Source organism: Chryseobacterium sp. A321 (assembly GCF_054489265.1).
The window spans coordinates 270002-296622 of the sequence record NZ_JBTMWZ010000001.1 but is presented as its reverse complement, the minus strand read 5'-3'; the positions used below and the strand labels follow the sequence as shown (position 1 = coordinate 296622).

General features: G+C 41.0%; 23 protein-coding genes. 14 read left to right on the top strand and 9 right to left on the bottom strand.

The window, feature by feature from the left end:
- Window positions 1-16: 16 nt before the first annotated feature.
- The 3 genes from ACX3PZ_RS01445 to ACX3PZ_RS01435 are packed head-to-tail and all read left to right on the top strand — an operon-like array spanning window position 17 to window position 3631.
- Window positions 17-2536, top strand: coding sequence for a zinc-dependent metalloprotease (locus ACX3PZ_RS01445; RefSeq protein WP_459084718.1), 2520 nt, complete (start codon window positions 17-19; stop codon window positions 2534-2536).
- 8 nt (window positions 2537-2544) lie between these two features.
- The gene (locus tag ACX3PZ_RS01440; protein WP_459084717.1) at window positions 2545-3009 is read left to right on the top strand and encodes a DUF6452 family protein; all 465 of its coding nucleotides are present in this window, start codon (window positions 2545-2547) and stop codon (window positions 3007-3009) included.
- Window positions 2975-3631 carry a DUF6048 family protein gene (locus ACX3PZ_RS01435; protein WP_459111840.1) on the top strand — a complete coding sequence of 219 codons (657 nt, stop codon included), beginning with the start codon at window positions 2975-2977 and terminating at the stop codon, window positions 3629-3631. Before ACX3PZ_RS01440 ends, ACX3PZ_RS01435 begins: the two co-directional genes overlap by 35 nt.
- A gap of 71 nt (window positions 3632-3702) precedes the next feature.
- Here ACX3PZ_RS01435 and coaE read toward each other — a convergent pair whose 3' ends face one another.
- The 3 genes from coaE to ruvB form a co-directional block, all read right to left on the bottom strand.
- Window positions 3703-4341 (bottom strand): dephospho-CoA kinase, encoded by a 639-nt coding sequence (gene coaE / locus ACX3PZ_RS01430; RefSeq protein WP_459084713.1) that lies wholly within the window; start codon window positions 4339-4341, stop codon window positions 3703-3705.
- An 82-nt stretch (window positions 4342-4423) separates the two neighbouring features.
- On the bottom strand, window positions 4424-5290 hold the full coding sequence (locus tag ACX3PZ_RS01425) for an MBL fold metallo-hydrolase (RefSeq protein WP_459084712.1): 867 nt from the start codon (window positions 5288-5290) through the stop codon (window positions 4424-4426).
- Between the two features lie 98 nt (window positions 5291-5388).
- Window positions 5389-6411 carry a Holliday junction branch migration DNA helicase RuvB gene (gene ruvB, locus ACX3PZ_RS01420; protein ID WP_459111839.1) on the bottom strand — a complete coding sequence of 341 codons (1023 nt, stop codon included), beginning with the start codon at window positions 6409-6411 and terminating at the stop codon, window positions 5389-5391.
- Window positions 6412-6515: 104 nt separating this feature from the next.
- Between ruvB and hutI the strand changes: the two genes are divergently transcribed.
- Genes hutI through ACX3PZ_RS01405 form a run of 3 tightly spaced genes read left to right on the top strand, consistent with a single transcriptional unit; the run spans window position 6516 to window position 9991 of the window.
- Window positions 6516-7754 carry an imidazolonepropionase gene (gene hutI, locus ACX3PZ_RS01415; RefSeq protein ID WP_459111838.1) on the top strand — a complete coding sequence of 413 codons (1239 nt, stop codon included), beginning with the start codon at window positions 6516-6518 and terminating at the stop codon, window positions 7752-7754.
- Entirely contained in the window at window positions 7741-8667 is a 927-nt protein-coding gene (hutG, locus tag ACX3PZ_RS01410) for a formimidoylglutamase (protein ID WP_459084708.1), read from the top strand. Before hutI ends, hutG begins: the two co-directional genes overlap by 14 nt.
- A gap of 28 nt (window positions 8668-8695) precedes the next feature.
- Complete coding sequence (locus tag ACX3PZ_RS01405; protein WP_459111837.1) at window positions 8696-9991, top strand: aldehyde dehydrogenase family protein; 1296 nt, start codon at window positions 8696-8698, stop codon at window positions 9989-9991.
- A gap of 79 nt (window positions 9992-10070) precedes the next feature.
- Here ACX3PZ_RS01405 and pyk read toward each other — a convergent pair whose 3' ends face one another.
- The 5 genes from pyk to ACX3PZ_RS01380 are packed head-to-tail and all read right to left on the bottom strand — an operon-like array spanning window position 10071 to window position 14242.
- A complete protein-coding gene (pyk, locus tag ACX3PZ_RS01400; RefSeq protein ID WP_459084706.1) occupies window positions 10071-11516 on the bottom strand; it encodes a pyruvate kinase in 1446 nt (481 codons plus the stop codon).
- Window positions 11509-11979 (bottom strand): IPExxxVDY family protein, encoded by a 471-nt coding sequence (locus ACX3PZ_RS01395; protein WP_459084705.1) that lies wholly within the window; start codon window positions 11977-11979, stop codon window positions 11509-11511. Before ACX3PZ_RS01395 ends, pyk begins: the two co-directional genes overlap by 8 nt.
- Window positions 11954-12712, bottom strand: coding sequence for a ribonuclease III (rnc, locus tag ACX3PZ_RS01390; protein ID WP_459084704.1), 759 nt, complete (start codon window positions 12710-12712; stop codon window positions 11954-11956). The genes ACX3PZ_RS01395 and rnc overlap by 26 nt, the downstream gene beginning before the upstream one ends.
- A gap of 12 nt (window positions 12713-12724) precedes the next feature.
- The gene (fabF, locus tag ACX3PZ_RS01385; protein ID WP_459084703.1) at window positions 12725-13969 is read right to left on the bottom strand and encodes a beta-ketoacyl-ACP synthase II; all 1245 of its coding nucleotides are present in this window, start codon (window positions 13967-13969) and stop codon (window positions 12725-12727) included.
- A gap of 33 nt (window positions 13970-14002) precedes the next feature.
- On the bottom strand, window positions 14003-14242 hold the full coding sequence (locus tag ACX3PZ_RS01380) for an acyl carrier protein (RefSeq protein WP_002976354.1): 240 nt from the start codon (window positions 14240-14242) through the stop codon (window positions 14003-14005).
- A gap of 188 nt (window positions 14243-14430) precedes the next feature.
- Here ACX3PZ_RS01380 and folE point away from each other — a divergent pair, with 188 nt between their 5' ends.
- From folE to ACX3PZ_RS01345, 7 genes are all read left to right on the top strand, one after another.
- Entirely contained in the window at window positions 14431-15093 is a 663-nt protein-coding gene (folE, locus tag ACX3PZ_RS01375; protein ID WP_459084702.1) for a GTP cyclohydrolase I FolE, read from the top strand.
- 11 nt (window positions 15094-15104) lie between these two features.
- The gene (gene cysS / locus ACX3PZ_RS01370; RefSeq protein ID WP_459084701.1) at window positions 15105-16571 is read left to right on the top strand and encodes a cysteine--tRNA ligase; all 1467 of its coding nucleotides are present in this window, start codon (window positions 15105-15107) and stop codon (window positions 16569-16571) included.
- Between the two features lie 241 nt (window positions 16572-16812).
- The gene (locus tag ACX3PZ_RS01365; protein ID WP_459084700.1) at window positions 16813-19473 is read left to right on the top strand and encodes a 4-alpha-glucanotransferase; all 2661 of its coding nucleotides are present in this window, start codon (window positions 16813-16815) and stop codon (window positions 19471-19473) included.
- A 141-nt stretch (window positions 19474-19614) separates the two neighbouring features.
- On the top strand, window positions 19615-20652 hold the full coding sequence (locus ACX3PZ_RS01360; protein ID WP_459111836.1) for a hypothetical protein: 1038 nt from the start codon (window positions 19615-19617) through the stop codon (window positions 20650-20652).
- 109 nt (window positions 20653-20761) lie between these two features.
- Window positions 20762-21745, top strand: coding sequence for a glycosyltransferase family protein (locus ACX3PZ_RS01355; protein ID WP_459111835.1), 984 nt, complete (start codon window positions 20762-20764; stop codon window positions 21743-21745).
- 103 nt (window positions 21746-21848) lie between these two features.
- The gene (locus tag ACX3PZ_RS01350) at window positions 21849-22319 is read left to right on the top strand and encodes a hypothetical protein (RefSeq protein WP_459084695.1); all 471 of its coding nucleotides are present in this window, start codon (window positions 21849-21851) and stop codon (window positions 22317-22319) included.
- Between the two features lie 214 nt (window positions 22320-22533).
- Window positions 22534-23043 carry a ferritin gene (locus ACX3PZ_RS01345; RefSeq protein WP_459084694.1) on the top strand — a complete coding sequence of 170 codons (510 nt, stop codon included), beginning with the start codon at window positions 22534-22536 and terminating at the stop codon, window positions 23041-23043.
- A 67-nt stretch (window positions 23044-23110) separates the two neighbouring features.
- Here the strand turns inward: ACX3PZ_RS01345 and ACX3PZ_RS01340 are convergent, their stop codons facing one another.
- Window positions 23111-26254: a UvrD-helicase domain-containing protein gene (locus tag ACX3PZ_RS01340; protein WP_459111834.1), complete on the bottom strand. Its 3144-nt coding sequence runs from the start codon at window positions 26252-26254 to the stop codon at window positions 23111-23113.
- A gap of 128 nt (window positions 26255-26382) precedes the next feature.
- On the opposite strand from ACX3PZ_RS01340, the gene rpsU reads away from it, so the two are divergent.
- Window positions 26383-26580 (top strand): 30S ribosomal protein S21, encoded by a 198-nt coding sequence (rpsU, locus tag ACX3PZ_RS01335; RefSeq protein ID WP_459084691.1) that lies wholly within the window; start codon window positions 26383-26385, stop codon window positions 26578-26580.
- Window positions 26581-26621: the final 41 nt, after the last annotated feature.

Sequence of the window (26621 nt, the reverse complement as noted above, 5' to 3'; positions counted from 1 at the left end):
GCAAAATTTAAACTCCATGAAGAAAATCAGTATTTTCCTTTTCGTGATTGCATTGCACGTCTCCGGTGGACTAATGCAGGCACAAAGTGATTCTGCAAAGGTCAAGGCCGACTCCGCAAAAGCGAAAGCGGCAACTCCAGCGGCGGCTAAAGCGCCTGTGAAAATCAAGCCTTATAAAGACGTGATCACGGCCAAAGCCAAAAGCGATCAGGGCATTATTACCGTCCACAAAATTGACGACAAGTACTTCTTTGAAGTCCCAGATTCCGTTTTAAAAAAGGAATTCCTACTGGTTAGCAGACTGACCAAGGCAGCAGCCGGAATGAGAACAGGAACCACTGGATATGCAGGCGATCAAATTGCGCAGCATGTGGTATCTTTTGAAAAAGGACCTTCAGATAAGCTTTTCATTCGTTCCATCTCCTATGCGGATTACGTTCAGGATTCAACAGCATCGATGTACAATTCTGTAATTAGAAATAACACTCATGCAATTGTACATGCCTTTGATATCAAAGCCTATGGACCTACGAAGAAGTCTACGGTCGTGGAGATTACAGATTTAATCAATGCCGATAACGAACTAGTTAGTTTCTCGGCTTCAAGAAAGAACTCCTACCGTGTTGGAGCGTTACAAAAAGACAAATCCTTTACAAATTACGTAAAGTCATTCCCAACCAATATTGAAATTAATACGACCAAGACGTTTGCTAGAACCGCAGGGAGAGTAGACCCGAGCGTCAGTGCTGCGAACCGTCCAGTCATTAGTGGAAACTATACGGTTGAGATCAATTCTTCTCTGGTTCTTTTACCGGAAAATAAAATGCAGGCTCGTTATTTCGATCCGCGTGTTGGGTATTTCACGGTAGGGTATACAGATTTTGATTTAGATCCTCAAGGTGTGAAGCGTGTTTCTGTAATTAAAAGATGGAGACTCGAACCAAAACCACAAGACGTGGCACGGTACAACAAAGGAGAACTGGTTGAACCTGCAAAACAAATTGTATTCTATATAGATCCTGCAACCCCTAAAAAGTGGGTGCCTTACTTAATAGCTGGAGTTAACGATTGGCAAGTTGCTTTTGAACAGGCTGGATTTAAAAATGCCATTGTGGGCAAAGTGCCTAGCAGCAAAACCGATCCAGAATGGAGTTTGGAAGACGCAAGGTTTTCCGCAATCGTATATAAGCCTTCGGATGTACCCAATGCCTCAGGACCTTCTATTTCAGATCCAAGAACTGGTGAAATCATGGAGAGTCATATTAACTGGTATCACAACGTAATGTCTCTACTTAGAAACTGGTATTTTGTGCAAGCGGCACCAAACGATCCAAGAGCACGTACCATGGAATTTGACGACAAGTTGATGGGCGAGTTGATTCGATTTGTCTCTTCCCACGAAGTGGGGCATACCCTTGGTCTGCGTCACAATTTTGGATCATCTTCGACAGTTCCTGTAGAGAAGTTAAGAGACAAAAAGTGGTTAGAGAAAAATGGACATACCCCTTCCATCATGGACTATGCTCGATTCAATTACGTAGCACAACCGGAGGATAAAGTGGGAGATTTAGGTATTATGCCTAGAATTGGAGATTACGACAAATGGGCAATTGAGTGGGGTTACAGAAGATTCGACCAATTTAAAACTCCCGATGCAGAAAAAACTCATCTGAACAAATGGGTGATGAAAGAACTTGAGAACAAAAGACTTTGGTTCGGTACGGAATCCAATCCATTTGACCCAAGATCGCAAAGCGAGCAAGTAGGAGATAATGCAATGGTAGGAAGTAGCTACGGAATTAAGAACTTGCAAAGGATCATGAAAGACCTAGACAAATGGACTCGAGTGGACAATGAAGATTACTCGAATTTGTCGACCATGTATGATCAAGTTACAAGTCAATTTAACCGTTATTTAGGGCATGTCTCTAAATACGTTGGAGGGGAATTAGAAACTCCAAAAACCATTGAGCAGAGAGGTCCTGTCTACGAAGTGGTTTCAAAACAAGAACAGAAAGAAGCGCTTGGTTTCCTTAACGAACAGATCTTCAAAACGCCGGAATGGCTCATGAAGAAGGAAGTGTTTGAAAACACAAATAAATCTCCTGTGAGCGTGGTGGAAGGGCTTCAAAAGAATGTACTAAGTCGTATTTTAAGTCCGATGATTCTTCAAAAAATGTACACTTCTCAATCTGTGGATAAGAATGCATATTCCTTAGACGAATATATGCAAGATTTAAAAGGATACGTGTGGAATAGTTCCTCACCTGACTTATATGAGCGAAACTTACAACGTAACTATGTAAACACGTTAGTATCGCTTGTTTCTGCAAAACCTAGCGCAGCAAGTTCGGGAGCAAGAGGTTCCTCTTTCAGTATGTCCTCTAATTCTGATGTAACTGCAGTCGCTAGAGGTGTGCTTATGGAAATCCAAAAGGAAGCAAAAGGACGAGCAAGCTCTAGTGCTGACCGCATGCAGCGTTATCATTTTGCTGACCTCGATTATCAAATCGAAAAGGCGTTAGATCCGAAATAAGACTTTATATGAAATATATCTTTGGTTCCCTTCTAAGTTTGCTTTTCCTTTTTTCCTGTGGTTCTGATGACGACATCTGCGTCAGCGGAGAAGCCACACCTAGACTGAAAATCAAATTTAAGGAGGGTACTAAGGATTTGCAAGTATCTCGACTTATCTTAGATGTCGATTATGGCGACGGACCAAAGAATGTCATAGACATGCAGAGGGTGGATTCTATAATGGTTCCCCTACGAGTAGACAATCAGAATTTTACAGATTTGTACGTTCGGACCTCGCCCGAGGCGAGTGCAAGTAAAATTAGGATTTCATATACGTCGGAGTCTAAATACGTGTCACCCGCATGCGGAATAAAAAAATTATATCACGATTTAGAGAGTAAATTAGAAACTAGCGCTGAGGTTATACGACTTGAGCAAGCACAAACCACGGTTACCGATGAATTGCCTACGCACCTTTATCTTGTTTTTTAGTTTTGTATTTGTAGGTGTTTTTGCTCAGCAGCAAGACTCTTTGCAAATCAAAAAGAAATACCAACCCAATTTTATGGTAGGAGGAGATTTGCTTAATGCAGGCGTATCTTTCTTCTCCGATAGAAAAGTCTATCAAGGGTTTATTTCAACACATTTGAAGAAGGACCTTCACTTGATCGCCGAGTTGGGGTATGAGGATAATCTCTATGACAAGAATGGATATGAGGCCTATGCCAAAGGAGCTTATTTGAGAGCGGGTGGGTTTTACATGCTTATGAAAGACGCAGAGAATGAATTCAATGGATTTTATGCAGGACCTAAATTAGCCGCCTCTATGTATGAGCAGCATTACGTAAAAGTGCCCGTTCGAGGCAGCCAAGGAGGGGATTCTTTTGTGGGATTCGATCCTTCCAACCAGACCAGCGTTTGGATTGAAGGAGCCATTGGAGGAAGGGTTCAGCTCTTTAAAAGTTCGTTTTACGTCGATGTGAATTTACAGCCTCGCTATTTGATTTACAGCACGAAGCAAGAAGAAATTGTGCCTATGATTGTTCCCGGTTTTGGGAAGTCATCGTCCAATTTTAATGTAGGGTTCGCATGGAACATTGCCTATAAATTTTAGACGCTTCTAAATAGATAACAAACAAATCCCACCTTTACGGTGGGATTTGTTTGTTAGTAGGAGTCGAAGTGCTAATCTTGCTTGGCAAAAAGTTTTTCAAGCACGCTTGTGGTTTGTTCTTTTAGTTCTATTAGATCTTCATTATTGTAAATAATAAAGGAGGTTTTTCGAACCTTGTCTTTCTCTGCCATTTGCTGATCCATTACGTTTTCAACTTCGCGGTAAGTTTTGGAATCACGATCCATAACCCGTTTGATTCGTATATTGTCTTCGGCAGTCACTAGGATGCTTTTGTAACATTCTTTGTCCAGTCCTAATTCAAAGAGTAGGGCTGTTTCTTTGAATACATAAGGCCCCGATTGATTACGAGTCCAGTTTTCAAAATCTTTTTTCACTGCAGGGTGAATCAGATGGTTTAGGGAGGTGAGCAGCTGGGAGTTTTCAAATACAACACTTGAAACAAAAGCTCTGTTGTATTCTCCTTCTGTATTGTAGGACTCGGGGCCTAGTAGCTCAATGATTTTTGTTTTGAGTAGAGGATCAATATTTACGATCTCTTTTGCTCTTTGATCGGAATTGTAAACGGGATATCCCATTTGTTCAATATACTTTGCCACGGTGGTTTTTCCGGAGCCAATGCCTCCAGTTAAACCGATCACCTTCGGCTCGGGTTCAGGCGTACTCGTATCGCCTTCTTCTGAAATGTCCATAATTTTTTAATTAAAGTTCAAAGATAAAGAATTTGCTAAACGCGAGAAGATAGAATTAAAAGAAATGGTTGCTTTGGAGAAATTAATACCCAAAAACTTCATCAAAACTATAGGTTTGATCCAGTTTAACTCCTTTTTCTGTCATCTTCAGACTTGCAAGCTCATGGTAAGCATCATGTTCTAAAAACAAGAGATAGTCATTGTCGATGCACTGTTTTAAGAAACGATCTTTTTCTTCCATTGTGAGAAGAGGTCTCGTGTCGTAGCCCATGACATAAACAAGTGGAACGTGTCCAGCCGTAGGAATTAAATCCGCCGCAAAAACGATTGTTTTGCCTTGGTATTGAAGTACAGGTAGCATTTGTTTTTCTGTATGACCGTCCACGAAAATGACGTCCATCTTTAGTTCAGGCGCAAATCCATAATTCCCTTGGGAAGGTAAGGGGAGCATTTGAAGTTGTCCCGATTCTTGAATGGGAAGAATATTTTCACTTAAAAAGCTTGCTTTTTCTCTTGGGTTCGGGTTTACTGCCCAATCCCAATGGCTTTCATTGCTCCAATAGGTTGCGTTTTTAAATGAAGGACGATAACCGGTTTTCTCATCGTTCCATTCTATGGCGCCCCCGCAATGATCAAAATGCAGATGGGTTAAAAAGACATCCGTAATGTCGTCTTTCACAAAACCGTATTTCGCTAGATTTTTTTCAAGACTCTCGTCTCCAAAAAGCGAGTAATGACTGAAGAATTTTTCATTTTGTTTGTCTCCAAGACCACAGTCAATTAGAATAAGTTTTTTTCCGTCTTCGATTAAAAGGGATCGCATCCCCATGGAAATCAAATTTCGCTCATCTGCGGGATTAGTTCTTTCCCAAAGGGATTTAGGAACTACGCCAAACATGGCACCGCCGTCGAGTTTGAAATTTCCACATTGAATAGGATAGAGTTTCATATAGTTTGGAATTTGATTCTATTTTACTTGAATTAGATGCCTAAATTTAAGCAAATTAAGGCGAACTGGGATGCGCTTTTTACACAATTTACCCCTTTCTAGAAAAGAGATCCTGGATTAGAGGGAGGGTTTAGTTTCAAGTGCAAATAGGCTTTTTTGGTTACTTCTCGGCCTCGAGGGGTTCGAATGATGAATCCCTCTTGTATAAGAAAGGGTTCGTATACTTCTTCTAAAGTTTCTGGATTTTCTCCTAAGGAGGTGGCCAAAGCCGAAATACCCACCGGTTTGCTTTTGAAATTTTCAATCATGACGCGCATGATTTTATTGTCCATTTCATCAAGTCCATTTTCATCTACATTAAGGGAGTCTAAGGCAAATTTTGTGATTTTAAGTTCAATTTCGCCGTTGCCTTTAATTTCTGCAAAATCGCGCACTCTTCTCAAAAGTGCATTGGCAATACGGGGTGTTCCTCGACTACGTCTTGCGATCTCAATAGCTGCATCTTCATAGATTTTGATGCCGAGAACCCGAGCACTTCGTTGAATGATTGTAGAGAGGAGTTCCGTGTTATAATATTCAAGACGGTTTTGGATGCCAAATCGAGCAAGCATGGGTTTGGTGAGCATTCCACTTCGAGTCGTTGCGCCAATCAAAGTAAAAGGATTCAAAGCGATTTGCACGCTACGGGCATTCGGTCCCGTTTCTAATAAAATGTCAATTTTGTAGTCTTCCATGGCAGAATAAAGATATTCTTCCACGATGGGAGAGAGTCGGTGAATTTCGTCAATAAACAGTACGTCATTCTCTTCCAGGTTGGTTAATAGACCGGCAAGACTTCCAGGTTTGTCTAAAACAGGCCCAGAGCTGACCTTTAAGCTTACATCGAGCTCATGGGCGATAATGTGAGCCAAAGTTGTTTTCCCAAGCCCTGGAGGGCCGTGTAGCAAGACGTGGTCTAAAGCTCCGCCACGGTTTTTTGCGGCTGCGACAAAAACCTGCAAATTGTCTAATGTCCTCTGTTGACCTGCGAAATCATCAAAACTTTGAGGACGGATCGTCTCTTCTTGGGAGAGCTCCTCAAAAGAATAGTTTTCTTTATCAGGATGAAGGAAGTCTGGCATTTTAATATCGTTTTTGTCTTTTCAAATTTAAGCTTTTTTAAAGAATACAGCCCGAGGGTACAAAAACTTTGTTTCCGTAATTTCAAATGTTTAAATTTACCTTCATGAAATTAATAGGTCCATTTAAACAAATTATTACCTTAAGAGGTCTTCCTTTGCGCGGCGCGATTGCAGACCAAAGTCTTGAGGTCCTTTCCGATGCTGGTATCCTAATCGACAACGGGGTCATTAAAAAGCTCGGTGATTTTGAGTTACTTAAGAAGGAAGCGAGCAGTGTGGAGCAGGTGCAAGGGGACAAAATCCTTCTGCCTGGACTCGTCGATTGCCATACACATATTTGTTTTTCGGGAAACCGTGCAAATGATTTTGCAATGCGTAACGCAGGGCGTACGTATTTAGAGATCGCTCAAAGCGGAGGGGGAATTTGGAGCTCTGTGAAACATACACGGGAGGCTGACGAGAACGAGTTGTTAGAATCGATGCTTGAGCGTATTGAATACCTTCAATCGATTGGGGTAACCACCATAGAGATTAAATCTGGGTATGGTCTTGATTTAGAGCACGAATTAAAGATGCTTCGAGTGATTCAAAAGGCAAGGTCTCGAACAAGTCTTACACTGATCTCAACTTGTCTTGCAGCTCATATGAAGCCCAAAGATTACGAAGAAGACAATCATAACGGAAAATCGTATTTAGCTTATATTTTAGAGGAAATATTGCCGATCGTTAGAAAGGAAGATTTAGCGCGTAGAGTTGATATTTTTATTGAGAAATCAGCCTTTCAACCGGAGGAAAGTCTCGAATATCTAGAAAAAGCGAAAGCACTAGGATTTGAATTGACAGTGCATGCAGATCAGTTTACACCCGGAAGTTCTCAAATTGCGGTACAGGTCGGTGCAAAATCTGCAGATCACTTAGAGGCAAGCAGTCAGCAGGATATTGAGGTCTTAGCCAAGTCGAATACGGTAGCAGTGGCACTGCCCGGTGCTAGTTTAGGACTTGGAGAACCTTTCACCCCTGCTCGCAAGTTACTTGATGAGGGAGCAATACTCGCCATTGGAAGTGACTGGAACCCGGGGTCTGCACCGATGGGCAATTTGCTCACTCAGGCAAGTATTCTTGCCACTTACGAGAAGCTAAGTACAGCCGAGGTCCTCGCAGGAATTACTTTCCGTGCAGCGCACGCCTTAGGGCTGGAGGATCGTGGCCTTCTTGAAGAAGGAAAAAGAGCCGATTTTATTCTTTTTGACACCGACAATTATCAAAATATTTTATACCGCCAAGGGACACTTTCTCCAAGTGCCACCTTCGTAAACGGAGAACTACAATATGGGAAATTATAAGACCTTTTGGAACGGAAGAAACGACGGAGATAATCCGCTTGCGAAACGGTTGTTTCAAGCCGTGGATTTTACCTTGCCTAAGAATTCGACGGGCTATGCGCTTGTCGGATTCGAAGTTGACGAAGGGGTTTTGCGCAATCAAGGAAGAGTGGGAGCTCGCCACGCTCCTAACACGATTCGAACGGCTCTGGCTAATTTCCCGGTCACTAGTCATTCCTTGCTCCTCCATGATCTTGGCAACATCGATTGTGAGGATGGAGATTTAGAAAAGGCTCAAGCGAGGCTTAGCGAAAGGGTTGCACAAATCCTTCGTACAGGTTCAAAATCCATTGTGCTAGGTGGCGGGCATGAAATTACATTAGGGCATTTCAACGGAATTCGGTCTGCCTTCCCAGATAAGAAGATTGGAATTCTGAATCTAGATGCCCATTTCGACAATCGGCAGCCGGCAAGTAATGGGCTAGGGAGTTCTGGAACGGGATTTTGGCAAATTGCACAAAAGGAGCCGCTTCATTCACTCCACATCGGTATCCAGCGGAATTCCAATACGCTGGCACTTTTTGATACGGCACACACCCTTGGAATGCAGTATATTTTAGCAGAAGAACTCTATTTCGAAAATTTGCCTGCGCTAAAAGAAAGAATTGTGCAGTTCACAAGTGAAGCGGACATTCTCTATTTAACTATTTGCATGGATGTTTTTAACGCGGCCATTGCACCTGGCGTATCGGCACTCGCTTACAACGGGATCTTTGCTGAGGTTTGCGTGATGAGTATTTTGCGCGAAATTCTAAGTTCAAATAAGCTTGTTTCCATGGACGTGGCCGAAGTGAATCCTACTTACGATCCAGACCACCGCACCAGTCGTTTGGCGGCAAGTTTAGTCAACGAATGGTTTCTAGCGACAAGTTAACTAGCCTTATTTTTTGTAATTTTACGTTATGCAAGAAATTATTAATAAAAAACTTAAGTCTGCGAACAAAGCTTTTTTGGCGTGGAAGCAGATTGATTTTAAAGAAAGACAAGCTTTGCTTGAAAATTTATCAGCTTTGCTTTTAGAGCTGAAGCTTCAGTATGCAAAACTTATCACGAAAGAGATGCATAAGCCCATTTCGCAATCCCTTGCAGAGATCGAAAAATGTGCAGGCATGTCTCATTACTATGCGACACTTGGTCCTATACTCCAAACTCAGAACGTGAAGACGGAAATGAAGATTTCGGAGATTCATTTTGAACCTATGGGAGTAATCCTTGGGGTCATGCCGTGGAATTATCCTTTTTGGCAAGTGCTTCGCTTTGCAATTCCTACTATTTTAGCAGGAAATACAGTGGTTTTAAAGCACGCCTCCATCTGTGAAAAAAGTGGGGATGCAATTGAAAAGTTATTTAGAAAGGCAGGATTTCCTAAGGGAGTCTTTAGCCATCTTAAAATCGGACATCAAGAAGTCGAGGAGTTGATTCAGGATCCAATGATAAAGGCGGTATCCTTAACGGGAAGCGAAGGTGCAGGACGTGCCATTGCGAAAACAGCCGGAGAAAATTTAAAAAAATGTGTGCTAGAGCTCGGAGGAAGTGATCCTTTTATCGTTCTGGACGATGCGAATATCAAAAAGGCGGCAAAGGACGCGGCTTCGGCAAGATTGCAAAATTGTGGGCAAACCTGCGTAGCAGCCAAACGGTTTATTATTCATGAGAAGATTTACGAAAAATTCATAAAGCAGTTCGTTGCCGAGTATGCAAAATACCAGTCTGAGGATCCCGAATCAAAAGATACGGTGATGAGCGTAATGGCGAGGGCAGATTTAGCCTCAGATTTGGTGCGTCAATACAAGGCGGCGCTTAAAGGTGGCGCGAAAATCATAAGTCCACTCCAAAAGGTCGGAGAAATGGGCTTCGAACCAGGTTTGATTGAAGTCAACCCTGGGAATCCGATTGTAAGTGAAGAACTTTTTGGTCCTTTAGGGATGGTTTTTAAAGCGAAAAATGATAAAGATGCCCTGCGTATTGCAAACGATACGATGTTTGGACTTGCTAGTGCGGTGTATACAAAAGACAAAAAGCGGGCTCAATTTTTTGCAGAGGGACTTGAAGTAGGAAGTGTAGCCATTAATCAAATCTTCCGGTCCGATTGGCGAATGCCATTCGGGGGAAGAAAGAATTCAGGATATGGCGTGGAATTGTCAAGTGCAACCCTTCATGAATTTACGATTCGAAAGTCGGTCATTGGCAGCGTGTAGACGCGAGCACAATTAAAGGCAAAGGCATATAAAAACCCTGCAAAAGTGAATTTGCAGGGTTTTTAGTTTAGGCTTCGATTTAGATTTTAGTTAATCGAAGTGTGTTCGTTTTGCCTCCTTGTTCGGCTGGCGTCGCATTTAGATTGATTACGAAATCCTCCTCCTCGACGTAGGCTAATTCTTTTGCCATTTTGTTTACTTCTATAATGGTTTCATCGGTACCCGTTGAACCTTCGTAGTAATAAGCTCTTACACCCCATAAAAGGTTAAGCATCGTAATTACGCGTTTGTTTGCACTAAAGACGATAATGTTAGAGTTTGGTCTATGCGCAGAAATCTGGAACGCAGTATAGCCTGAGTACGTAAGAGTGATGATCGCTTGCACATCCGTTGTTTTTGCAATTCGCACTGCGGCTAAACAAATTCTATTGGTGATAAAGCGCGCGTCAATGCAATTGAATTCTTTTTCAATTGGACTTACTTTCGATTGGTAAAAATGCGTGTTTTCAATGTTCTTAACAATTTTACTCATGTTTTTCACAACGTCCACCGGATATTTCCCTACGGAAGTTTCACCGGAAAGCATAACCGCATCCGCACCGTCCAAAACCGAGTTGGCCACGTCGTTTACTTCTGCGCGGGTAGGAGTGAGGCTGCTGATCATCGTCTCCATCATTTGAGTCGCAATAATTACAGGCTTCGCAAAGCTTCTTGCTTTTTCAACTAGAAGTTTTTGAATGGCAGGAACTTCCTCCATAGGAACTTCTACACCTAAATCTCCACGAGCTACCATTAAGCCGTCGCATTCCAATAGGATCTGATCAATGTTTTTAACTCCTTCCGGTTTTTCAATTTTCGCAATAATTGGAGTTTTAAGCTTATTGGTCGGGTGGCTTGCAATTATTTTCTTTAAATCTATGATGTCCTGCGCATGTCTTACGAAGGAAAGAGCAATCCAATCTAATTCGAGGTCTAAGATGAAGTTCGCATCTTTGATGTCCTTTTCAGTTAATGCAGGAAGTGAAACATTTGTATTAGGAAGGTTTACTCCTTTTTTTGAACTTAGAGGTCCCCCTTGAATGGTTACGGCTTTGACCATATCCTTTTCATTGGTTTCTGTCACTTGGAGTACTAATTTTCCATCGTCAATCAGAATTCTCTCGCCAACCTTTACATCGCGCGGAAATTCTGTATAGGTCATGTATACTTGAGAAGAGTTTCCCTCTATGTTTTCGTTGGTAAAGGTTAGGATGTCTCCCGGATTCAAATAGGAGCCTTCTTTGACAACTCCCACACGTAATTTAGGTCCTTGCAAGTCACCTAGGATTCCCACAGAAGTACCAAGCTCTTTGTTGAGTTCACGAATGGACTGTACGTGGGTCTTAACTAGGTCGTAGTCTGCATGGGAAAAATTAATACGGAAGATGTCAACTCCCGCTTTTATAAGATCTGCCATCACTTCTTTTTTAGAAGAGGCTGGACCGAGCGTCGCTATGATTTTAGTTTTCTTTAGATGCTTATTCATAATATTGAATTAATTGAAAGAGTTCCTCGTTAGAACTCAATAGAAATTGCTGGATTGGAAACATAAGGTTTTCCGGCTGCAAAATTAAGGAAAAATCGGCATATGCATCGCTGGTTTTAATTAAGTAGTCCACTTCTTTATGATTTGGTAACAAAAAATTAATATGTTCCTCGTCTGAGAATAACTCAAGGACTTGTTTTTTTTGAATTTTTTGATAGGAAGAATTGGAAATAAATTGAAAACAAGTTTGCGTTTCCTGATGATAGGCTTCAAACCGATTGTGGTAATAGTCGTTGTATTCGGCGCATTTCACTAAATCTTTTATTCGTGTGAAATCCGAATCATTTGCTTTGTTGATGTGGTAGAATAGTTCGTGGTCTGGTAGGTGTTTTGTAAGAAGTACCAGCCCGAGAGTAAGATCGTCGTCGCGCTCAGATTCAAGAAAGAGTTTTTGAATTTTCAAGAATATGCTCTTTTTTATTTAGGGTGTAAAAAGCGCGTTGTGCGGCTTTTTCTTCTGCTTTTTTCTTCGAGGACTCGGTGGCGGTTGAAACTCTATCGCTTGTGAGCCAGACCGTGGTTCTAAAAACCGTGGTGTGATTGGGCTGCTCTTCTTCCGTGGTTTCGTAACGAAGGGCCAGCTTTTGCTTTTGAGACCACTCTAATAGGAGTCCCTTATAACTTACGATTTTATTTTCTAATTTACCAATTTCTTTTGGAGTCAAAAGTTTGTTGAGAATAATGGTTTGGCAAGCTTCATACCCGATGTCGAGATAAACAGCACCGATAAGCGCTTCAAACAGATTTCCTGCAATGTTTTCGCCCAGTGCGGAAGAAAATTTATTTTGGATCAGGCTCGTAAGCTTTAAATCGTCACCAATTTTATTCAAATTCTTACGGTTGACAATTTTGGATTTCATCTGCGTGAGATATCCTTCGTTTGCCTTGGGATAGGTTTCGAACAAATAACAAGAAATCACAGAACCTAAGATAGAATCGCCTAAAAACTCAAGACGCTCGTAGTTTTTTATTTTTTTTGAAGACATTTTTAATGTAAATGCCTCTTGATACACTTCTATTTGCCCTACAGGTTGTCCAATAATTTTGGATATACCCAAGCTAAGTGCAAGTTCTTTTTCAGAATAATTTCTGCTTTTTTTACCTAGGAATTTAGAAATGTACTTCTGTAACTCCACCTTTTCTGACCTTTAGATTCTTTTAAATAGTACACAGGCGTTATGTCCGCCAAATCCGAAAGTGTTGCTCATCGCGACATCCACATGTTTTTTAACCGCATGGTTAAAAGTGAAGTTTAGTCGCTCGTCGATTCTTTCGTCGTCAGTAAAGTGGTTAATGGTAGGAGGTACAATTCCGTGAATGATTGTGTGAATTGCAGCAATTGCCTCAACAACTCCTGCGGCGCCAAGCAAGTGCCCGGTCATCGATTTTGTAGAGTTGATTTGAATGTCAAATGCGTGCTCCCCTAATAGTTTTGAAATCGCATTGGATTCTGCGATGTCACCCAAGGGAGTAGAAGTTCCATGCATATTAATATGGTCTACTTCGTTCGCATCAACCTCTGCGTCTTCTAAACAGTTTTTCATCACAAGATAGGCTCCTAATCCTTCTGGGTGGGGAGCCGTCATGTGGTAGGCGTCGGCACTCATTCCTCCGCCTTTTAACTCGGCGTAGATGGTAGCCCCGCGTTTTACCGCATGCTCGTATTCTTCTAATATGATACTTCCTGCGCCTTCTCCTAAAACAAAACCATCACGGTCTTTGTCAAAAGGACGAGAGGCCGTAGTCGGACTGTCGTTACGGGTCGAGAGAGCCATCATAGCGTTGAATCCGCCAACCCCACTAGCCGTAACTGCAGCTTCAGAACCTCCACAGACGATCACGTCTGCTTTCCCTAATTGAATCAACATTTTTGAATCAATTAGAGCATTGGCTGAAGAAGCACAAGCTGAAACCGTGGTGTAATTTGGACCGTGAAATCCGTATTCCATTGAAATGTGACCCGGCGTAATGTCCGCAATCATTTTTGGAATGAAAAAAGGGTTGAATCGAGGAATGTCTGTGTTCGCCCATCCTAAGACTTCATGCTCGAAAGTTTCAAGGCCTCCAATACCTGAGCCCCAGATCACGCCCACTCGATTTCGATTCAATTCTCCATTAAGGATGCCAGAATGCTCAACAGCTTCACGTGCTGCTACTAAGCCGAGCTGAGTGTTTCTATCCATTTTTTTCGCCTCTTTCTTTTCAAAGTGGTCTAATGGGTTGAAATTCTTGATCTCGCAGGCAAATTTTGTTTTGAAATTTGTGGCATCAAAAAGAGTAATCGGAGCGGCACCGCTCTTACCTTGGGTAAGGCTTTCCCAGTATTCTTTCGCATTATTACCAATCGGTGTTAGTGCACCAAATCCTGTTACAACTACTCTTTTTAATTCCATAAATTTTTTAATTATCTAACGAATAGATTCAAATTATTTGTTTACCACTTCCTCAATGTATGCAATTGCATGACCTACAGTTGTGATTTTTTCAGCCTGATCGTCAGGAATCTGAATGTTGAATTCTTTTTCGAACTCCATGATAAGTTCCACTGTGTCTAATGAATCAGCTCCTAGATCGTTAGTGAAGCTAGCTTCTGGAGTTACTTCTGTTTCTTCAACGTCAAGCTTATCAGCGATGATAGCTTTTACTCTTGATGCAATGTCTGACATAATAATAGTATTTTTTAATTATTGTTTAATTGGTGCAAATATAAAAAAAACTTAATCAATTATCCTTTTTTTAGTATTTTTTAAGGAATTTGTAACGTGTCAAAAAAAGGTCTGCGATAGAAGCAGTCCGAAAAATTCGATTTCAAAGGATATTTCCTTATTTTTGCCATTCTAAGAATCAATACACTATGACGGATTTTGACAACGACGACGATGTTTTTACAGGCAAAGAGCATACACCCTTAAGAGCAGATGCTTTTGAAAAAACTCCTTTGGAAAAAGTGGAGCGGATTGAAATGCTTTTTGGACAAATCATGGAAACCCTTGGGTTAGATATGGAAGATGATTCCTTGAAGGATTCTCCCAAGAGAGTTGCCAAAATGTATGTAAATGAGATTTTCGGCGGGTTATTGCCTGAGAACAAGCCTCGAATTTCTACCTTCAGCAATAAATACAAGTATCGCCAAATGCTCGTGGAGAAAGACATTACGGTTTATTCCTTTTGTGAACATCATTTTCTACCGATTATTGGGCGAGCGCATGTAGCGTATATATCCAATGGAGAAGTCATTGGACTTTCCAAGATTAATCGAATTGTCGATTATTATGCGAAAAGACCCCAAGTTCAAGAACGTTTAACGATGCAGATCGTAGACGCCTTAAAACAAGCATTGGGAACAAAGGATGTGGCATGCATCATTGATGCAAAGCATCTCTGTGTGAATTGTCGTGGAATTAAAGACACCGCGAGTTCTACGATCACCGCTGAATTGAGCGGGATCTTCAGAACCAATCCAATTACGAGACAAGAATTTCTTCACTATGTGGGGAGCCATGCTAAAATTGACTAATACATAAATCAATGGAACTAAAAATATACAATTCTCTCACGGGACAGAAAGAAACATTTAAACCGATTTTAGATGGCAATATAGGAATGTATGTTTGTGGACCTACCGTCTACAGCAATGTGCATATGGGCAACGTAAGGACCTTTATGTCATTCGATTTTATCTACCGCACACTCCTTTATATAGGATACAAAGTACGGTACGTTAGAAACATTACGGATGCAGGGCATTTAACAGACGATGGAAATGTAGACAACGATCGGTTTGTAAAACAAAGTCGATTAGAAAAACTAGAACCAATGGAAATTGTACAGAAGTACACGGTCGATTTTCACAAAGTTTTGCAGCAGTTTAATTTGCTACCTCCTAACATTGAGCCAACCGCTACGGGCCATATTTTAGAGCAGTTAGAACTAACAAAGCTTTTGTTAGAAAAAGGATACGCTTATGAAACGGGAGGTTCGGTCTATTTTGATGTACATGCTTACAATGAAAAAGGGGGAAACTATGGAGAGCTAAGCAAGCGAAACATTGAAGAACTCTATGCCAATACCCGGATTCTAGACGGGCAGGACGAGAAGAAAAACCCACAAGATTTTGCACTTTGGAAAAGTGCTTCACCGGCGCACATCATGAAATGGCCTTCCCCATGGGGAGAAGGATTTCCAGGATGGCATTTGGAATGTACGGCAATGAGCACTAAATATTTAGGGGAGAAATTTGATATTCACGGAGGAGGGATGGACCTTAAATTTCCGCATCATGAATGTGAAATTGCACAAGGAACTGCTTGCAACGGGACCTCACCTGTGAATTATTGGATGCATGCAAACATGCTCACTTTAAACGGTCAAAAAATGAGTAAGTCGACGGGAAACACGATTTTACCCATGGAGTTGATTACGGGGGACAATACCTTTTTTGAAAAACCGTTTGCGCCCACCGTCGTTCGTTTCTTTTTCTTACAAGCTCACTATCGAAGTGTAGTTGATTTGTCAAACGAGGCTTTAGTGGCGAGTGAAAAAGGCTATCTTCGATTAATGGAAGCGCTTGAAGTCCTTCGAGACATCGATCCATCAGAGTCAGGCAAAGAATCGTTTGACGTGTCCGCTTGGAAACAGAAATGCGATCAGGCCCTACTGGATGATTTTAATTCTCCGATTTTAATTGCTCATTTGTTTGAGGCTGTAAAAGTGATTTTCGCAATTAAGGACGGGAAAGAAAGTCTTAGCCAAGATGATCTAGAGTTATTAAAAGCTTCGCTTCAGACCTTTGTGTTTGATGTGCTAGGTTTAGAAGAGATTGCAAAGCAGCATTCGGATAAGCTAGATTCAACTCTCCAAGTGTTAATTGACCTTCGCAATCAAGCAAGACAAGCAAAAAACTGGGCGCTTTCAGACGAAATTCGAGATAAGCTTCTTGCCGAAGGGATTGAACTTAAAGATTCACGCGAGGGAACTTCTTATATAATTAGCTAAGCAAAAGGAATTCCTTTTCAATACGAAAATGGAGCTTTGGTTTAACCGGGGCTCCATTTGTGTAAGGTGTTGAATGGCAAATAGTAAGCTGTAAAGTCGGAGTCTTTTTTTTGTCGAATTAAAGCAGGATAAATTGCTTTTATTTTTTTAAATTGCATCACAGTTAGATCCAGATGCGAGCGCAAGGAAAACGCTCTATGCAAAAGACTACCATGACGTAATTTAATGACTACTATTTGCCATGAAGATAATTTTTAATATTCATTTTAATACCCAAATTGGGGAGAGAATTCAACTTGTATTATTTGAGAAACAAGACGAGAAGTTAATTTACCCCTTGCAGTATACCGATAATGGGAATTGGAGTGTGGAGGTGGATTATTTCACAAGAGACCTTTGTTATCAATACCAACTGGTGACTGAGGACGGAACGGTTTTAAAAACAGAGTTTTCTTCTCATCAGCTGCAATTGGTTCATACCTATAGCGAATACAAAGTATACGATGTTTGGAATCTTAAGAATTTCCCTGAGAACTATCTAAACAATAAAATTCTAAAAAATACGCGTCGCGAATTTGAACCTGAAAAACTACAGATTCTAAAAAGACATACCCATTTGTTTCGAATCGAGGCTCCCATTTACAGAGCAAACCAGCGATTGGTTCTTTTAGGTAGCGCACCTGAATTAGGCTCTTGGGAATATTTAAAGACCGTGCCGATGGCTCAAACGGCTTACGGCGTTTGGGAGGTCGCCGTGGAGATTGCCCAAGAAAATTTTATTCAATATAAGTATGGGATTTTAGATGAAACCTCAGGAGATGTATTCGAGGTCGAATATGGCAAAAACCGCTGGGCACTTTCAAATCTTGAACCTCAGGTTCTGCAAATTCAAGCCGATCACTTTTTTCGTTTTAAAGCCGAGGATTTATACCATGCCGCAGGGGTTGCAGTGCCCGTCTTTTCTCTTCGTAGTGAGAAGGGGTTTGGAGTAGGAGAGTTCAGTGACTTGAAATTATTGGCAAAGTGGGCTGAAAAAACCAATCTCTCTGTGGTGCAGACTCTGCCGATTAACGATACGACGGCAAATTATACATGGACCGATTCCTATCCTTATGCCCCAATTTCTCTTTATGCTCTTCACCCAATCTACCTTAGTATTGAAGAATTGCCCTTTAGACTTGGTGAAGAAGAAGCACTTGAGTTTTTAGCGAAGAAAGCGGAACTAAATTCTTTCGATCTTGTGGATTATGAGCAGGTAATCGAAAGAAAATGGTACTTTATCACTCTTTTGTTCGAACAAAACAAACAGGAGATTTTGAAAGACAGAGGATTCAAAAAATTCCAGAATGAAAACAAGGACTGGCTCTATCCTTATGCCGCCTTTTGCATCCTTCGAGATCAAAATAAGACGCCCAACTTTGAAGAGTGGAAAACCCATAGAAAGTATGTGGCAGGTAAAATTGCTCCTTTGTTCCAGGCAGGTCATAAATTCTTTGACACTGCAATGCTTCACTTGTGGGTGCAGTACCAACTGCATTTGCAATTGACAGAAGCAGTGGACTATGCTCACTCCATTGGAATCTCTTTAAAAGGTGATCTTCCCATTGGGATTTATCGATTTTCTGTAGAAGCATGGACCGAGCCACAGCTTTATGGAATGGATTTCCAAGCGGGGGCGCCACCGGATCAGTTTACAGATGTTGGTCAAAACTGGGGCTTCCCTACTTACAATTGGGAAGCGATGAAAGACGACGGCTACCGCTGGTGGAAAAGTCGTTTTAAGGCCCTAGAGAAATACTTCGATGCCATGCGGATTGACCACATTCTTGGCTTCTTCCGGATTTGGCGCATGCCTATTTCTGCGACTCAGGGTATTTTAGGGTATTTCTATCCTGCCATTCCGGTGACGCTCGAAGAATTTCGCAGTCGAGGGATTGGGTTTGATTGGGACCGATTTATTCGTCCTTTTGTAAACGAGCAGATTCTTTGGGATTTGTTTGGTTCTGATAGCCGTAGCGTATCCGATTTCTTTATGAACTCACAGTCTAACGGCAGTTTTCAGTTTAAACCCGAATTTGATACGCAGCGAAAACTTAGCGATTTCTTTAAGGACAATCCGTGGGGGTGGATCGAGGAGAAGCTCCTTACTTTGTGCGCAAATGTCCTATTTCTGGAAGAGCGAAAGGAAGGGGAATCTGTGTTCCATCCTCGTTTTGCAGTAGAGAAGACCTCCTCATTTCAACATTTGGAGGGTCCTATTCAAGAGGCCATTAGAGAGCTGTATTCCGATTATTTTTTCCATCGTCAAGAAGCTCTGTGGTCCGCAAGTGCTATGGAAAAACTTCCCGCGATTTTAAATTCAACGGACATGCTGATTTGCGGAGAAGATTTAGGAATGGTGCCCAAATGCGTTCCTGAGGTAATGGATTCTCTGGCCATCACCGCATTGAAAGTGCAGCGTATGCCCTCGGAGGATATCCTTTGGTACGACCCAAAAAATGCGGGGTATATGAATGTCGTTACTGCCTCTTCTCATGATAGTTCCACCTTAAGACAATGGTGGAGCGAAGATTCTAATCTAACGCAAAAGTACTATAACGAACAGTTGAATCAATGGGGCAGCGCGCCCGATACTCTTGAGCCCGAATTGGCCGAAATCATCATGTTGCAACATTTGTATAACGAAGCGATGCTTTCGATTTTCCCTATACAAGAATTCTTTGCAACGGATTGTGAGCTACGCAGTCCAAATCAGGACCTTGAACGAATTAACGATCCCGCCCAGTTCCCACACTATTGGCGTTATAGGATGCATTTGACACTCGAATATCTTGGAGAACAAGACTCTTTTAATTCGAAAATAGCATTTTGGATTCAAGATTCAGGACGGAAATCTGTATAATTGAACTTATTATAATATTGATTATCAATATATAAGGAAAGAAGTTGAACTTGGGATTTAACTTCTTTTTTGTTTTTGTATCTATAAATACAGAGAAGGTCGAGATGAGCTTCTTGAATATTAACCAAATCACAAAGTAAAATGAAAAAAATATTACTAACCGTTGCCCTAGGCCTCTTTGGACTAAGCAGTGCACAATACTATCCATCCAATGGAGGGAATTCACAGTATGAAAGTGGATGGTATGGAGATGAGGACCATTATTTCGATGAGGATTACTATTATGAGTATCCTGACGATTATTATGTGGATGATTATTACCGTAGTTTTTACAATGACTATCGTCAAAGTATTACCCGCGTCAATTGGAATCGTTTGTTTCGAGAGCTTCGACTGAATTCATGGCAAGCGAATATGGTTATGGATCTAAACAGACAGTTTCCGGATTATTATTCTTGGAATTCCTACTACCGTAGTAACCCGAACCGTTGGTATTACGATCGATTCTATGCCTTAGAGCAGATTTTGGGTCCAAGAGCGTTCTCGATCTATCAGAGCTATTATTATAACGGACGAAGTCCCGTACAGTATTATGTAAATTTCTGGCGTAGCAACTACAGACCTAGGTATTACTCTTATTACGTTGTGCCACGTTACCGAAGTGTGAACATCAATTTGTATAAAATCAATCGTAAGAATTACCACCGAAATGTGGGTACTCAATACGGTTGGAACCAACCTAGGAATTCGAACGATGCTCGATTCAAATCGGGTTCAAATAACACCTTAAGGAATTCCTCTGTAAATAGTTCTAATGCGGTTTCGAGCCGAAATAGTGGATTCAAATCCTCGACGAGCGCTTCTTCCTCTTCGCAAAGAGCAAGTGGACTGAGAACGGGAACTGCTACAAGTGTGAGGACTGAACCAAGAAGAACCACGCAAGCCACCCCACAGAGAACGAGTGGACTTCGTACAAACACAGCGAGCACCAATTCGAATGTACGATCTTCTTCAAGTGCTCGAACTTCGAGACCGACGGTTACAAAAGCGCCAAGTAGACCCACAAGCAATCGGTCTGCAGGAGTACGAAGTTCTCAGAGAACGGCTAGCTCTTCCAAAGCGGCTAGTAGTTCAAGCGGATCTTCAAGCAGAACCAGTGGAATGAGAGGGTCCAGATAGAAAATATAGTTTAAGTTAATGTTACGATTAGGAAGGGTTTTAGGATCCTTCCTTTTCTTTTTTGTAGATTTACATGACCCCTGTGTCAATCCAAATAAAAACGATTGGTATGAGAATTTTGTATGCGGTTCAAGGGACCGGTAATGGGCATGTTAGCCGGGCTCGCGAGGTCATACCTCACTTGCAAAACCATGGTTCTGTAGATGTCTTACTTAGTGGTACACAGTCCGAAGTAGGTCTCCAGCAAGACATCACGTTTCGCATGAGTGGAATGGGCTTTGTGTTTGGAAAGAAAGGTGGTATAGACCTTGGAGAAACCTGGAAAGGTATGCACACCAGGCAACTGCTTTTAGACATCAAATCCTTACCCGTAGAATCGTATGATTTGGTTATAAGCGATTACGAACCCATCAGTGCCTGGGCCTGCAAGTATAGGGCAAAGAAATGCGTTGCTCTCTCCCATCAGGCAGCGTATAAGTCACCTCTCACTCCTCGTCTAAAGGGCTTTCATTGGGGAAGTTTGATTCTAGAACATTACGCGCCGACCACGGAATCCATCGGATTTCACTTTCAGTCCTACGATCGATTTATTCATACTCCTATTATTCGGAAAGAAATTAGGGACCTAGTTCCTGAAAATTTAGGACACTACACGGTTTATCTTCCCGCTTACAGTGATGCTTTTATAGAGAAGCTTTTAAGTTCACATGCGAGTGTGAGTTGGGAAGTGTTTTCAAAGCATGCAACCCAGGGGTATACAAAAGGCCATATCAAAATAATTCCCATAGACAATGAGGAATTTCAAAAATCTCTTTCGCTTTGTGAAGGATTTTTGACAGGAGGTGGATTTGAAGGACCGGCGGAAAGTTTGCATTTAGGAAAAAAACTTTTAAGTGTACCGATGAAAAACCAATACGAACAGCAGTGCAATTCTTTGGCACTAGAAGAAATGGGTGTCGAGGTCGTTTGGCGCGAATCCGAATTTGAGAAAAAATTAGCTCGCTGGATAAAATCGGATACTCGAATCCGAGTGGACTATCCTGATCAAACCTCAGAAATTGTGGCTGAGTTAATTCGAAAACATTCCGTTTGAAGTTTAACACAATATTATGATTTGACGCTTTAACCTTGATTCTCAAATCGTATCAAATAAGTATAAAAGGCCAAATATCTTACTAATCGTAAACAATAGAAAGATGAAAAAAATAATTATTAGTGCGCTTGTGGTTTCTGGTGGTTTAATGTTCGCGCAACAAACACAGGTTCCAAGTATGAAAGACAAGCAAAGTCGAGAAGTACAAATGAAAAAAGCAAAAGCAGATCACTATTTGAAAATGCAGAAGTCCCTTGATCTTTCCGCGGCTCAATTAGATAAAATCAAAGCCTTAAATGAAAAGCAAAATGCGGAGCGTATGGCGGAGAGAAGCAAAATGCAAGAAGTGCGTAAGCAAAGAATGCAAGAGTATAAAGCGAAACAGGAAGTAAAAAATAACGAAATGAAAGCCATCCTCTCCAAAGAGCAATATGCGAAATGGGAAGCAATGAAGGCAGAGAGAATGAATGCGCACAAAGCAAGAATGCAAAATAGAACCACTAAAAAAACAATGGATGGAAAAGGAGGATTCCATAAAAAAACCGTCTTTGTAGAAAAAGATATTGCAAAATAATCCAGTGTAAGTCGAACCTAATAAGTTCATAATTTTAGTTTTAATGGGAAGGGGCAGAAAGTGATTTCTGTCCCTTTTTTATATAGTAGTCGCAAATAGAAGTGGGTTTTTAGGCCCTGGAAAACTTTAGGATTTTTACAGTGGGTTGGGGTGAGGGAAAATACCACGAGAATTACTAACTTTAAACTTTCAAATATTAAATAAAATAGAAACTATGATAAGTGAAAAAATTGCCCAATTGCTAAACGCGCAAATTGCTAACGAACAGTACGCTGCGCAATACTACCTGTCCATGTCTGCTTGGTTTCACGCAAGAGATTTAGAGGGGATTGCAAACTATTTCCGAGTTCAGAGCAAAGAAGAATTGATGCATGCGGATAAAATCTTTGATTACATTCTGGATGTAGGTTGTGAGGTTCGAATGGAGGGAATAGAAAAGCCGCCTTTTGAATTTGACAATGAACAACAGGTTTTTGAATTTGCACTTGCGCACGAAAAATTGGTAACCAAAAGTATTTTTGAAATTGCAAAAGTGGCCACCGAAGAAAGCGATTTTGCAACGGTATCTTTTTTACAGTGGTTTATTAATGAACAAGTGGAGGAGGAAGCCTCTGCCGCTTTATTGGTTGCGAAAATTAAAAGAGTAAAAGACAATACCTCTGCACTTTATCTCTTCGATCAAGAATTAGCGCAAAGAGTTTTTGTAGACACCACTGTAGCTTAATAGGCAGGTGGAAAAATAAGAGTTCATTTCAGTTTTCTCAAGTGGGGGCTGAATGAACTCTTTTTTCTTATAGATATATGAGTTCGGTTCTCAGAACTCTCTCTCCGATATTCTCTAAAATGGTTTGGTAGTGCCTAAGCTGCTTCTCATGCGATGGGCTTGGTGATCCGGTTTTAAAATCGATTACAATGAGGCCGTCCTTGGTTTCGATAAGCCGATCCACTCGATAGGTTTTAGATTGTCCATTTTCCCGAACCATGATTTCTTTTTCGCTTCGGACCTTTGCATTTTCTTCAAAATACGGAGCATACTTAGGGTTGAGTACGATTGAGGAAAGTCTATCAGATATTTGTGTCTTTTCTTCTTGCGTAATGATTCCTTCCACCAAATAGCGGTTTAAAACGGGATCCAATTGGGAGCTATGCTCAATGCGTTCTAGAATTTCATGTACAAACAGTCCTACACGTACGGTATGATTTGTCGCCTGATAGTTTTTGGAAGGTGTTGCAATTTTGATGGTATGCGCTACGGACTTTGTTGAATTGAGAGTCTCAATTTTAAGCTCGTTTCTAGAGAGGGCTTTACTTTTTGATTGTTTCTTGTATGAGTTTTCCACCTCAGGGTAGAGGTCAATCTCGAGTAGGTTTTCTGGGTTTTTCGATTGAATGAACTCATGAATGCCCGAAAGAGTCCCATTAGTTCTATTCTTTTGAAGGTAAATGTAGAGCTGTTCTTCCGGTCGTGTGGTTGCCACATAGGTAAGACAAAGGCGGTCTATTTCATTTTTGTAAAAATTCTCCTCATTGAAGCTATTTATACTGGGATCATAAGGGAGGAGTGATTTTTCAAAATGTTTGAGGTTAACCGTTTTGAGCGGCCCTAAATTTTCAAGGGGAAACCACTGGAAGAATTTATCTGAACTTTTGTTCAACAAAGGAAGCAGCACAATGGGGAATTGAAGCCCCTTTGCTGAGTGAATTGTCATAAGCTTGATGGCGTCAATGCTTTCACTGGTTTGAATAGCTGTTTTATTTGCTTCTTGATCCCAGTACGTCAGGAAGTCGGAAAGACCCATGCCTTGGTTTTGCGTAAAAGCAAAAACCACTTCTAAAAAGTTTAGCAGATAGCTAGTCTCTTTTGAATCTAGTTCAAACTCATGAGTATAAGCTTCTATATAATTGTATAGATTTAGGGTGCTAAGGGGAGTGGAGTCTAAGTTTAAATGGTATTGTGTTTTTAAGTACTCTTTCAAATGAGACTCCTCTAGCGACAAAAGATGAAGGATTTCCGCTGAGAAATCTGACATCGTGATTCGGCCTAATTCATTTAAATGGTATAAGCAGCTGACAAGATACTGCTTGCTTTCGGGTTTGAGTTGCCAATTAAAAAATTGGATTAGAGCTTGCAGGGTAAGAGAACTACCAAGAGAAAGGCCATTGTCAGAAATGGTTTTAATCAAGGTGTTATCTCCTCTGTACTGTACCTCTAGGGATCCAAGCGCTTCCGATAGGGAAATAATATGAGCATTCTTAGTGCAAAGAATTGTGAAGTCAGAGAAAGAAAATCCATTGTCAAGTCCTTCTTGAATATCACGGTGCATTTTGAGGGCTAATTCCTCGAAAAACAGAGGAATGGTAGATTCTTCACTAAGACTTACTTTCACTCTTCCCCTTTCTTTTTTATGAGCCTTTTGCTGGGCCTGTGTCGAGAAAAGGAGTTGGTGCGCTGGTTTTAATCCTCTCGCGAGGAAATTGTAAAGTTCATTGTTGAAATTGACGATAGACTCCGCACTCCGGTAATTGGTGTCCAGTGATTTTAAGATGGGGAGATCGCGAATTCCTTCCTGCCCATTTGTGATTTCGAGCATAAGTTCACTGTCGCCTCCCCGAAATCGATAGATGCTTTGTTTCGGATCGCCTACCAAAGTAAACGAGTGGTTTTCGCTCGAGATGGCCTCGTCCCGTAAAGGGGAGATGTTGTTCCACTGAATCCGAGAGGTATCTTGAAACTCATCAAAGAAAAAATGATTGTATTGGGTTCCGATTTTTTCATAAATAAAAGCAGAAGGTTCACTTCGAATATGCTCTTGTATCATCAAATTGAATTTGGACAAAAGAACCAAATCGTTTTCTTTTTCAATATGAGCTAGTTGCTGCCGGATTTCCGAATTGACCTTCAGCCCAAGAAGCTCGTTTCTGATTTTTTCTTTTTTAAGAGATTGAATATAATGATCGATGATTTCAAGTCTATTTTCTTTTAATTTGGGAACAAGTAAGCCAATTTCCGCTTCCTTCGATTTTCCAGTCGCGGAGGCTAGTTTGTCAAAAGTCGCCACAGCCTTCTCTTCATCTCCAGGAAGAGGGAAAGTTGGCACTTTCTTCGTGAAAAACTGTTCACACTTCACAAAGAAGATCCCCAGTCCACTACTATTTCCCCTTGCAAAATCTTCTGTGTTTACGCCCTGATCTTCCATTAAAGAAAGTGAGGCTTTTGCGATTTCAGTGGCTTTATTCCGATGGGCTTTTTCTTCCGCACGTAGTTGTTTGTCAATCTGTTCATATGCATTCCAATCGAAATCTTTGTTCTTTTCTAATTCGCCTGCATGGATATCACTGTCGTAGATTTTCGCCTTTGCATAAAGTAATTCACTTAAGTTTGGATTTGTTTCTTCGTCCAACTGATTTTGAATATAGGTCAATATATGAGTTGAGAATTCTTTGTTTTCTCCGATTTGCTCCAGCATGAAATCGACCGCCTCTATTAAAAATGGTTCGCTTTTAATTTCAAGGTTAAACTGATGGGCAAGCCCAAGTTCGTAGGAGAAACTACGGATTAATTTTGCGTTGAACTTGTCTATAGTTCCAATACTAAGAAGGGAATAATGATGCAATACAAAATCTAAAATTTTCTGGCTTCTAAGATGCAGTTCCTCAAGACTCACTTTAATATGGGCCTCTTCAAGACTTTTCTGAATGTCTTTGAGTTCAGGACTTTGGGCGTAGGCTTCCGAGGTGAAGAGTTTGAGCCATTCAATGAGCCTGGCTTTCATTTCATTCGCCGCTTTGTTCGTAAAAGTGAGGGCTAAGATATGCTTAATGGCCTCTTGATTGTTTGGCTTTGCCAAACAAAGTGCAAGGAAGTTTTTAACGAGCGAATAGGTTTTTCCCGATCCCGCGGAGGCAGTAACGGCAATGTATTGTGAGTTTTTCATGGGGATGCAATTTACTTAAAATTTAAAGTGAGTAAAGATTTAAACAAGAGAAAAATAATTTCAATTTAATATATTTGGTCAGTTAAAAAAATAGTTTTATTTTTGCAATCCAAAATGAGATGTAAATTATGTTAATTATCCCAGTAAAAGACGGAGAGGCTATTGATAGAGCCCTGAAAAGATACAAAAGAAAATTTGATAAAACCGGAGTCGTTCGCTCACTTAGATCGAGACAACAGTTTGTTAAACCTTCTGTAACGAAAAGAGCAAAGAACGCGAAAGCTTCTTACAAGCAAAGAGCTGCTAGCCAAGAGGAGCAAGCTTAAGCTTCGTTTTTTTTAAACACATATTAAAATCACTTTCTAAA

Bases quoted from the DNA above. Each gene is read 5' to 3' on its own strand.
- hutG (WP_459084708.1), top strand. From the start codon at position 7,741: ATGGGAAATTATAAGACCTTTTGGAACGGAAGAAACGACGGAGATAAT.
- pyk (WP_459084706.1), bottom strand. From the start codon at position 11,516: ATGAATAAGCATCTAAAGAAAACTAAAATCATAGCGACGCTCGGTCCA.
- ACX3PZ_RS01435 (WP_459111840.1), top strand. From the start codon at position 2,975: ATGAATTGCCTACGCACCTTTATCTTGTTTTTTAGTTTTGTATTTGTA.
- ACX3PZ_RS01445 (WP_459084718.1), top strand. From the start codon at position 17: ATGAAGAAAATCAGTATTTTCCTTTTCGTGATTGCATTGCACGTCTCC.
- cysS (WP_459084701.1), top strand. From the start codon at position 15,105: ATGGAACTAAAAATATACAATTCTCTCACGGGACAGAAAGAAACATTT.
- ACX3PZ_RS01350 (WP_459084695.1), top strand. From the start codon at position 21,849: ATGAAAAAAATAATTATTAGTGCGCTTGTGGTTTCTGGTGGTTTAATG.
- coaE (WP_459084713.1), bottom strand. From the start codon at position 4,341: ATGGACATTTCAGAAGAAGGCGATACGAGTACGCCTGAACCCGAGCCG.
- ruvB (WP_459111839.1), bottom strand. From the start codon at position 6,411: ATGCCAGACTTCCTTCATCCTGATAAAGAAAACTATTCTTTTGAGGAG.
- ACX3PZ_RS01440 (WP_459084717.1), top strand. From the start codon at position 2,545: ATGAAATATATCTTTGGTTCCCTTCTAAGTTTGCTTTTCCTTTTTTCC.
- ACX3PZ_RS01360 (WP_459111836.1), top strand. From the start codon at position 19,615: ATGAAAAAAATATTACTAACCGTTGCCCTAGGCCTCTTTGGACTAAGC.
- rpsU (WP_459084691.1), top strand. From the start codon at position 26,383: ATGTTAATTATCCCAGTAAAAGACGGAGAGGCTATTGATAGAGCCCTG.
- hutI (WP_459111838.1), top strand. From the start codon at position 6,516: ATGAAATTAATAGGTCCATTTAAACAAATTATTACCTTAAGAGGTCTT.
- ACX3PZ_RS01355 (WP_459111835.1), top strand. From the start codon at position 20,762: ATGAGAATTTTGTATGCGGTTCAAGGGACCGGTAATGGGCATGTTAGC.
- fabF (WP_459084703.1), bottom strand. From the start codon at position 13,969: ATGGAATTAAAAAGAGTAGTTGTAACAGGATTTGGTGCACTAACACCG.
- ACX3PZ_RS01345 (WP_459084694.1), top strand. From the start codon at position 22,534: ATGATAAGTGAAAAAATTGCCCAATTGCTAAACGCGCAAATTGCTAAC.
- ACX3PZ_RS01380 (WP_002976354.1), bottom strand. From the start codon at position 14,242: ATGTCAGACATTGCATCAAGAGTAAAAGCTATCATCGCTGATAAGCTT.
- ACX3PZ_RS01405 (WP_459111837.1), top strand. From the start codon at position 8,696: ATGCAAGAAATTATTAATAAAAAACTTAAGTCTGCGAACAAAGCTTTT.
- ACX3PZ_RS01365 (WP_459084700.1), top strand. From the start codon at position 16,813: ATGAAGATAATTTTTAATATTCATTTTAATACCCAAATTGGGGAGAGA.
- ACX3PZ_RS01425 (WP_459084712.1), bottom strand. From the start codon at position 5,290: ATGAAACTCTATCCTATTCAATGTGGAAATTTCAAACTCGACGGCGGT.
- folE (WP_459084702.1), top strand. From the start codon at position 14,431: ATGACGGATTTTGACAACGACGACGATGTTTTTACAGGCAAAGAGCAT.
- ACX3PZ_RS01340 (WP_459111834.1), bottom strand. From the start codon at position 26,254: ATGAAAAACTCACAATACATTGCCGTTACTGCCTCCGCGGGATCGGGA.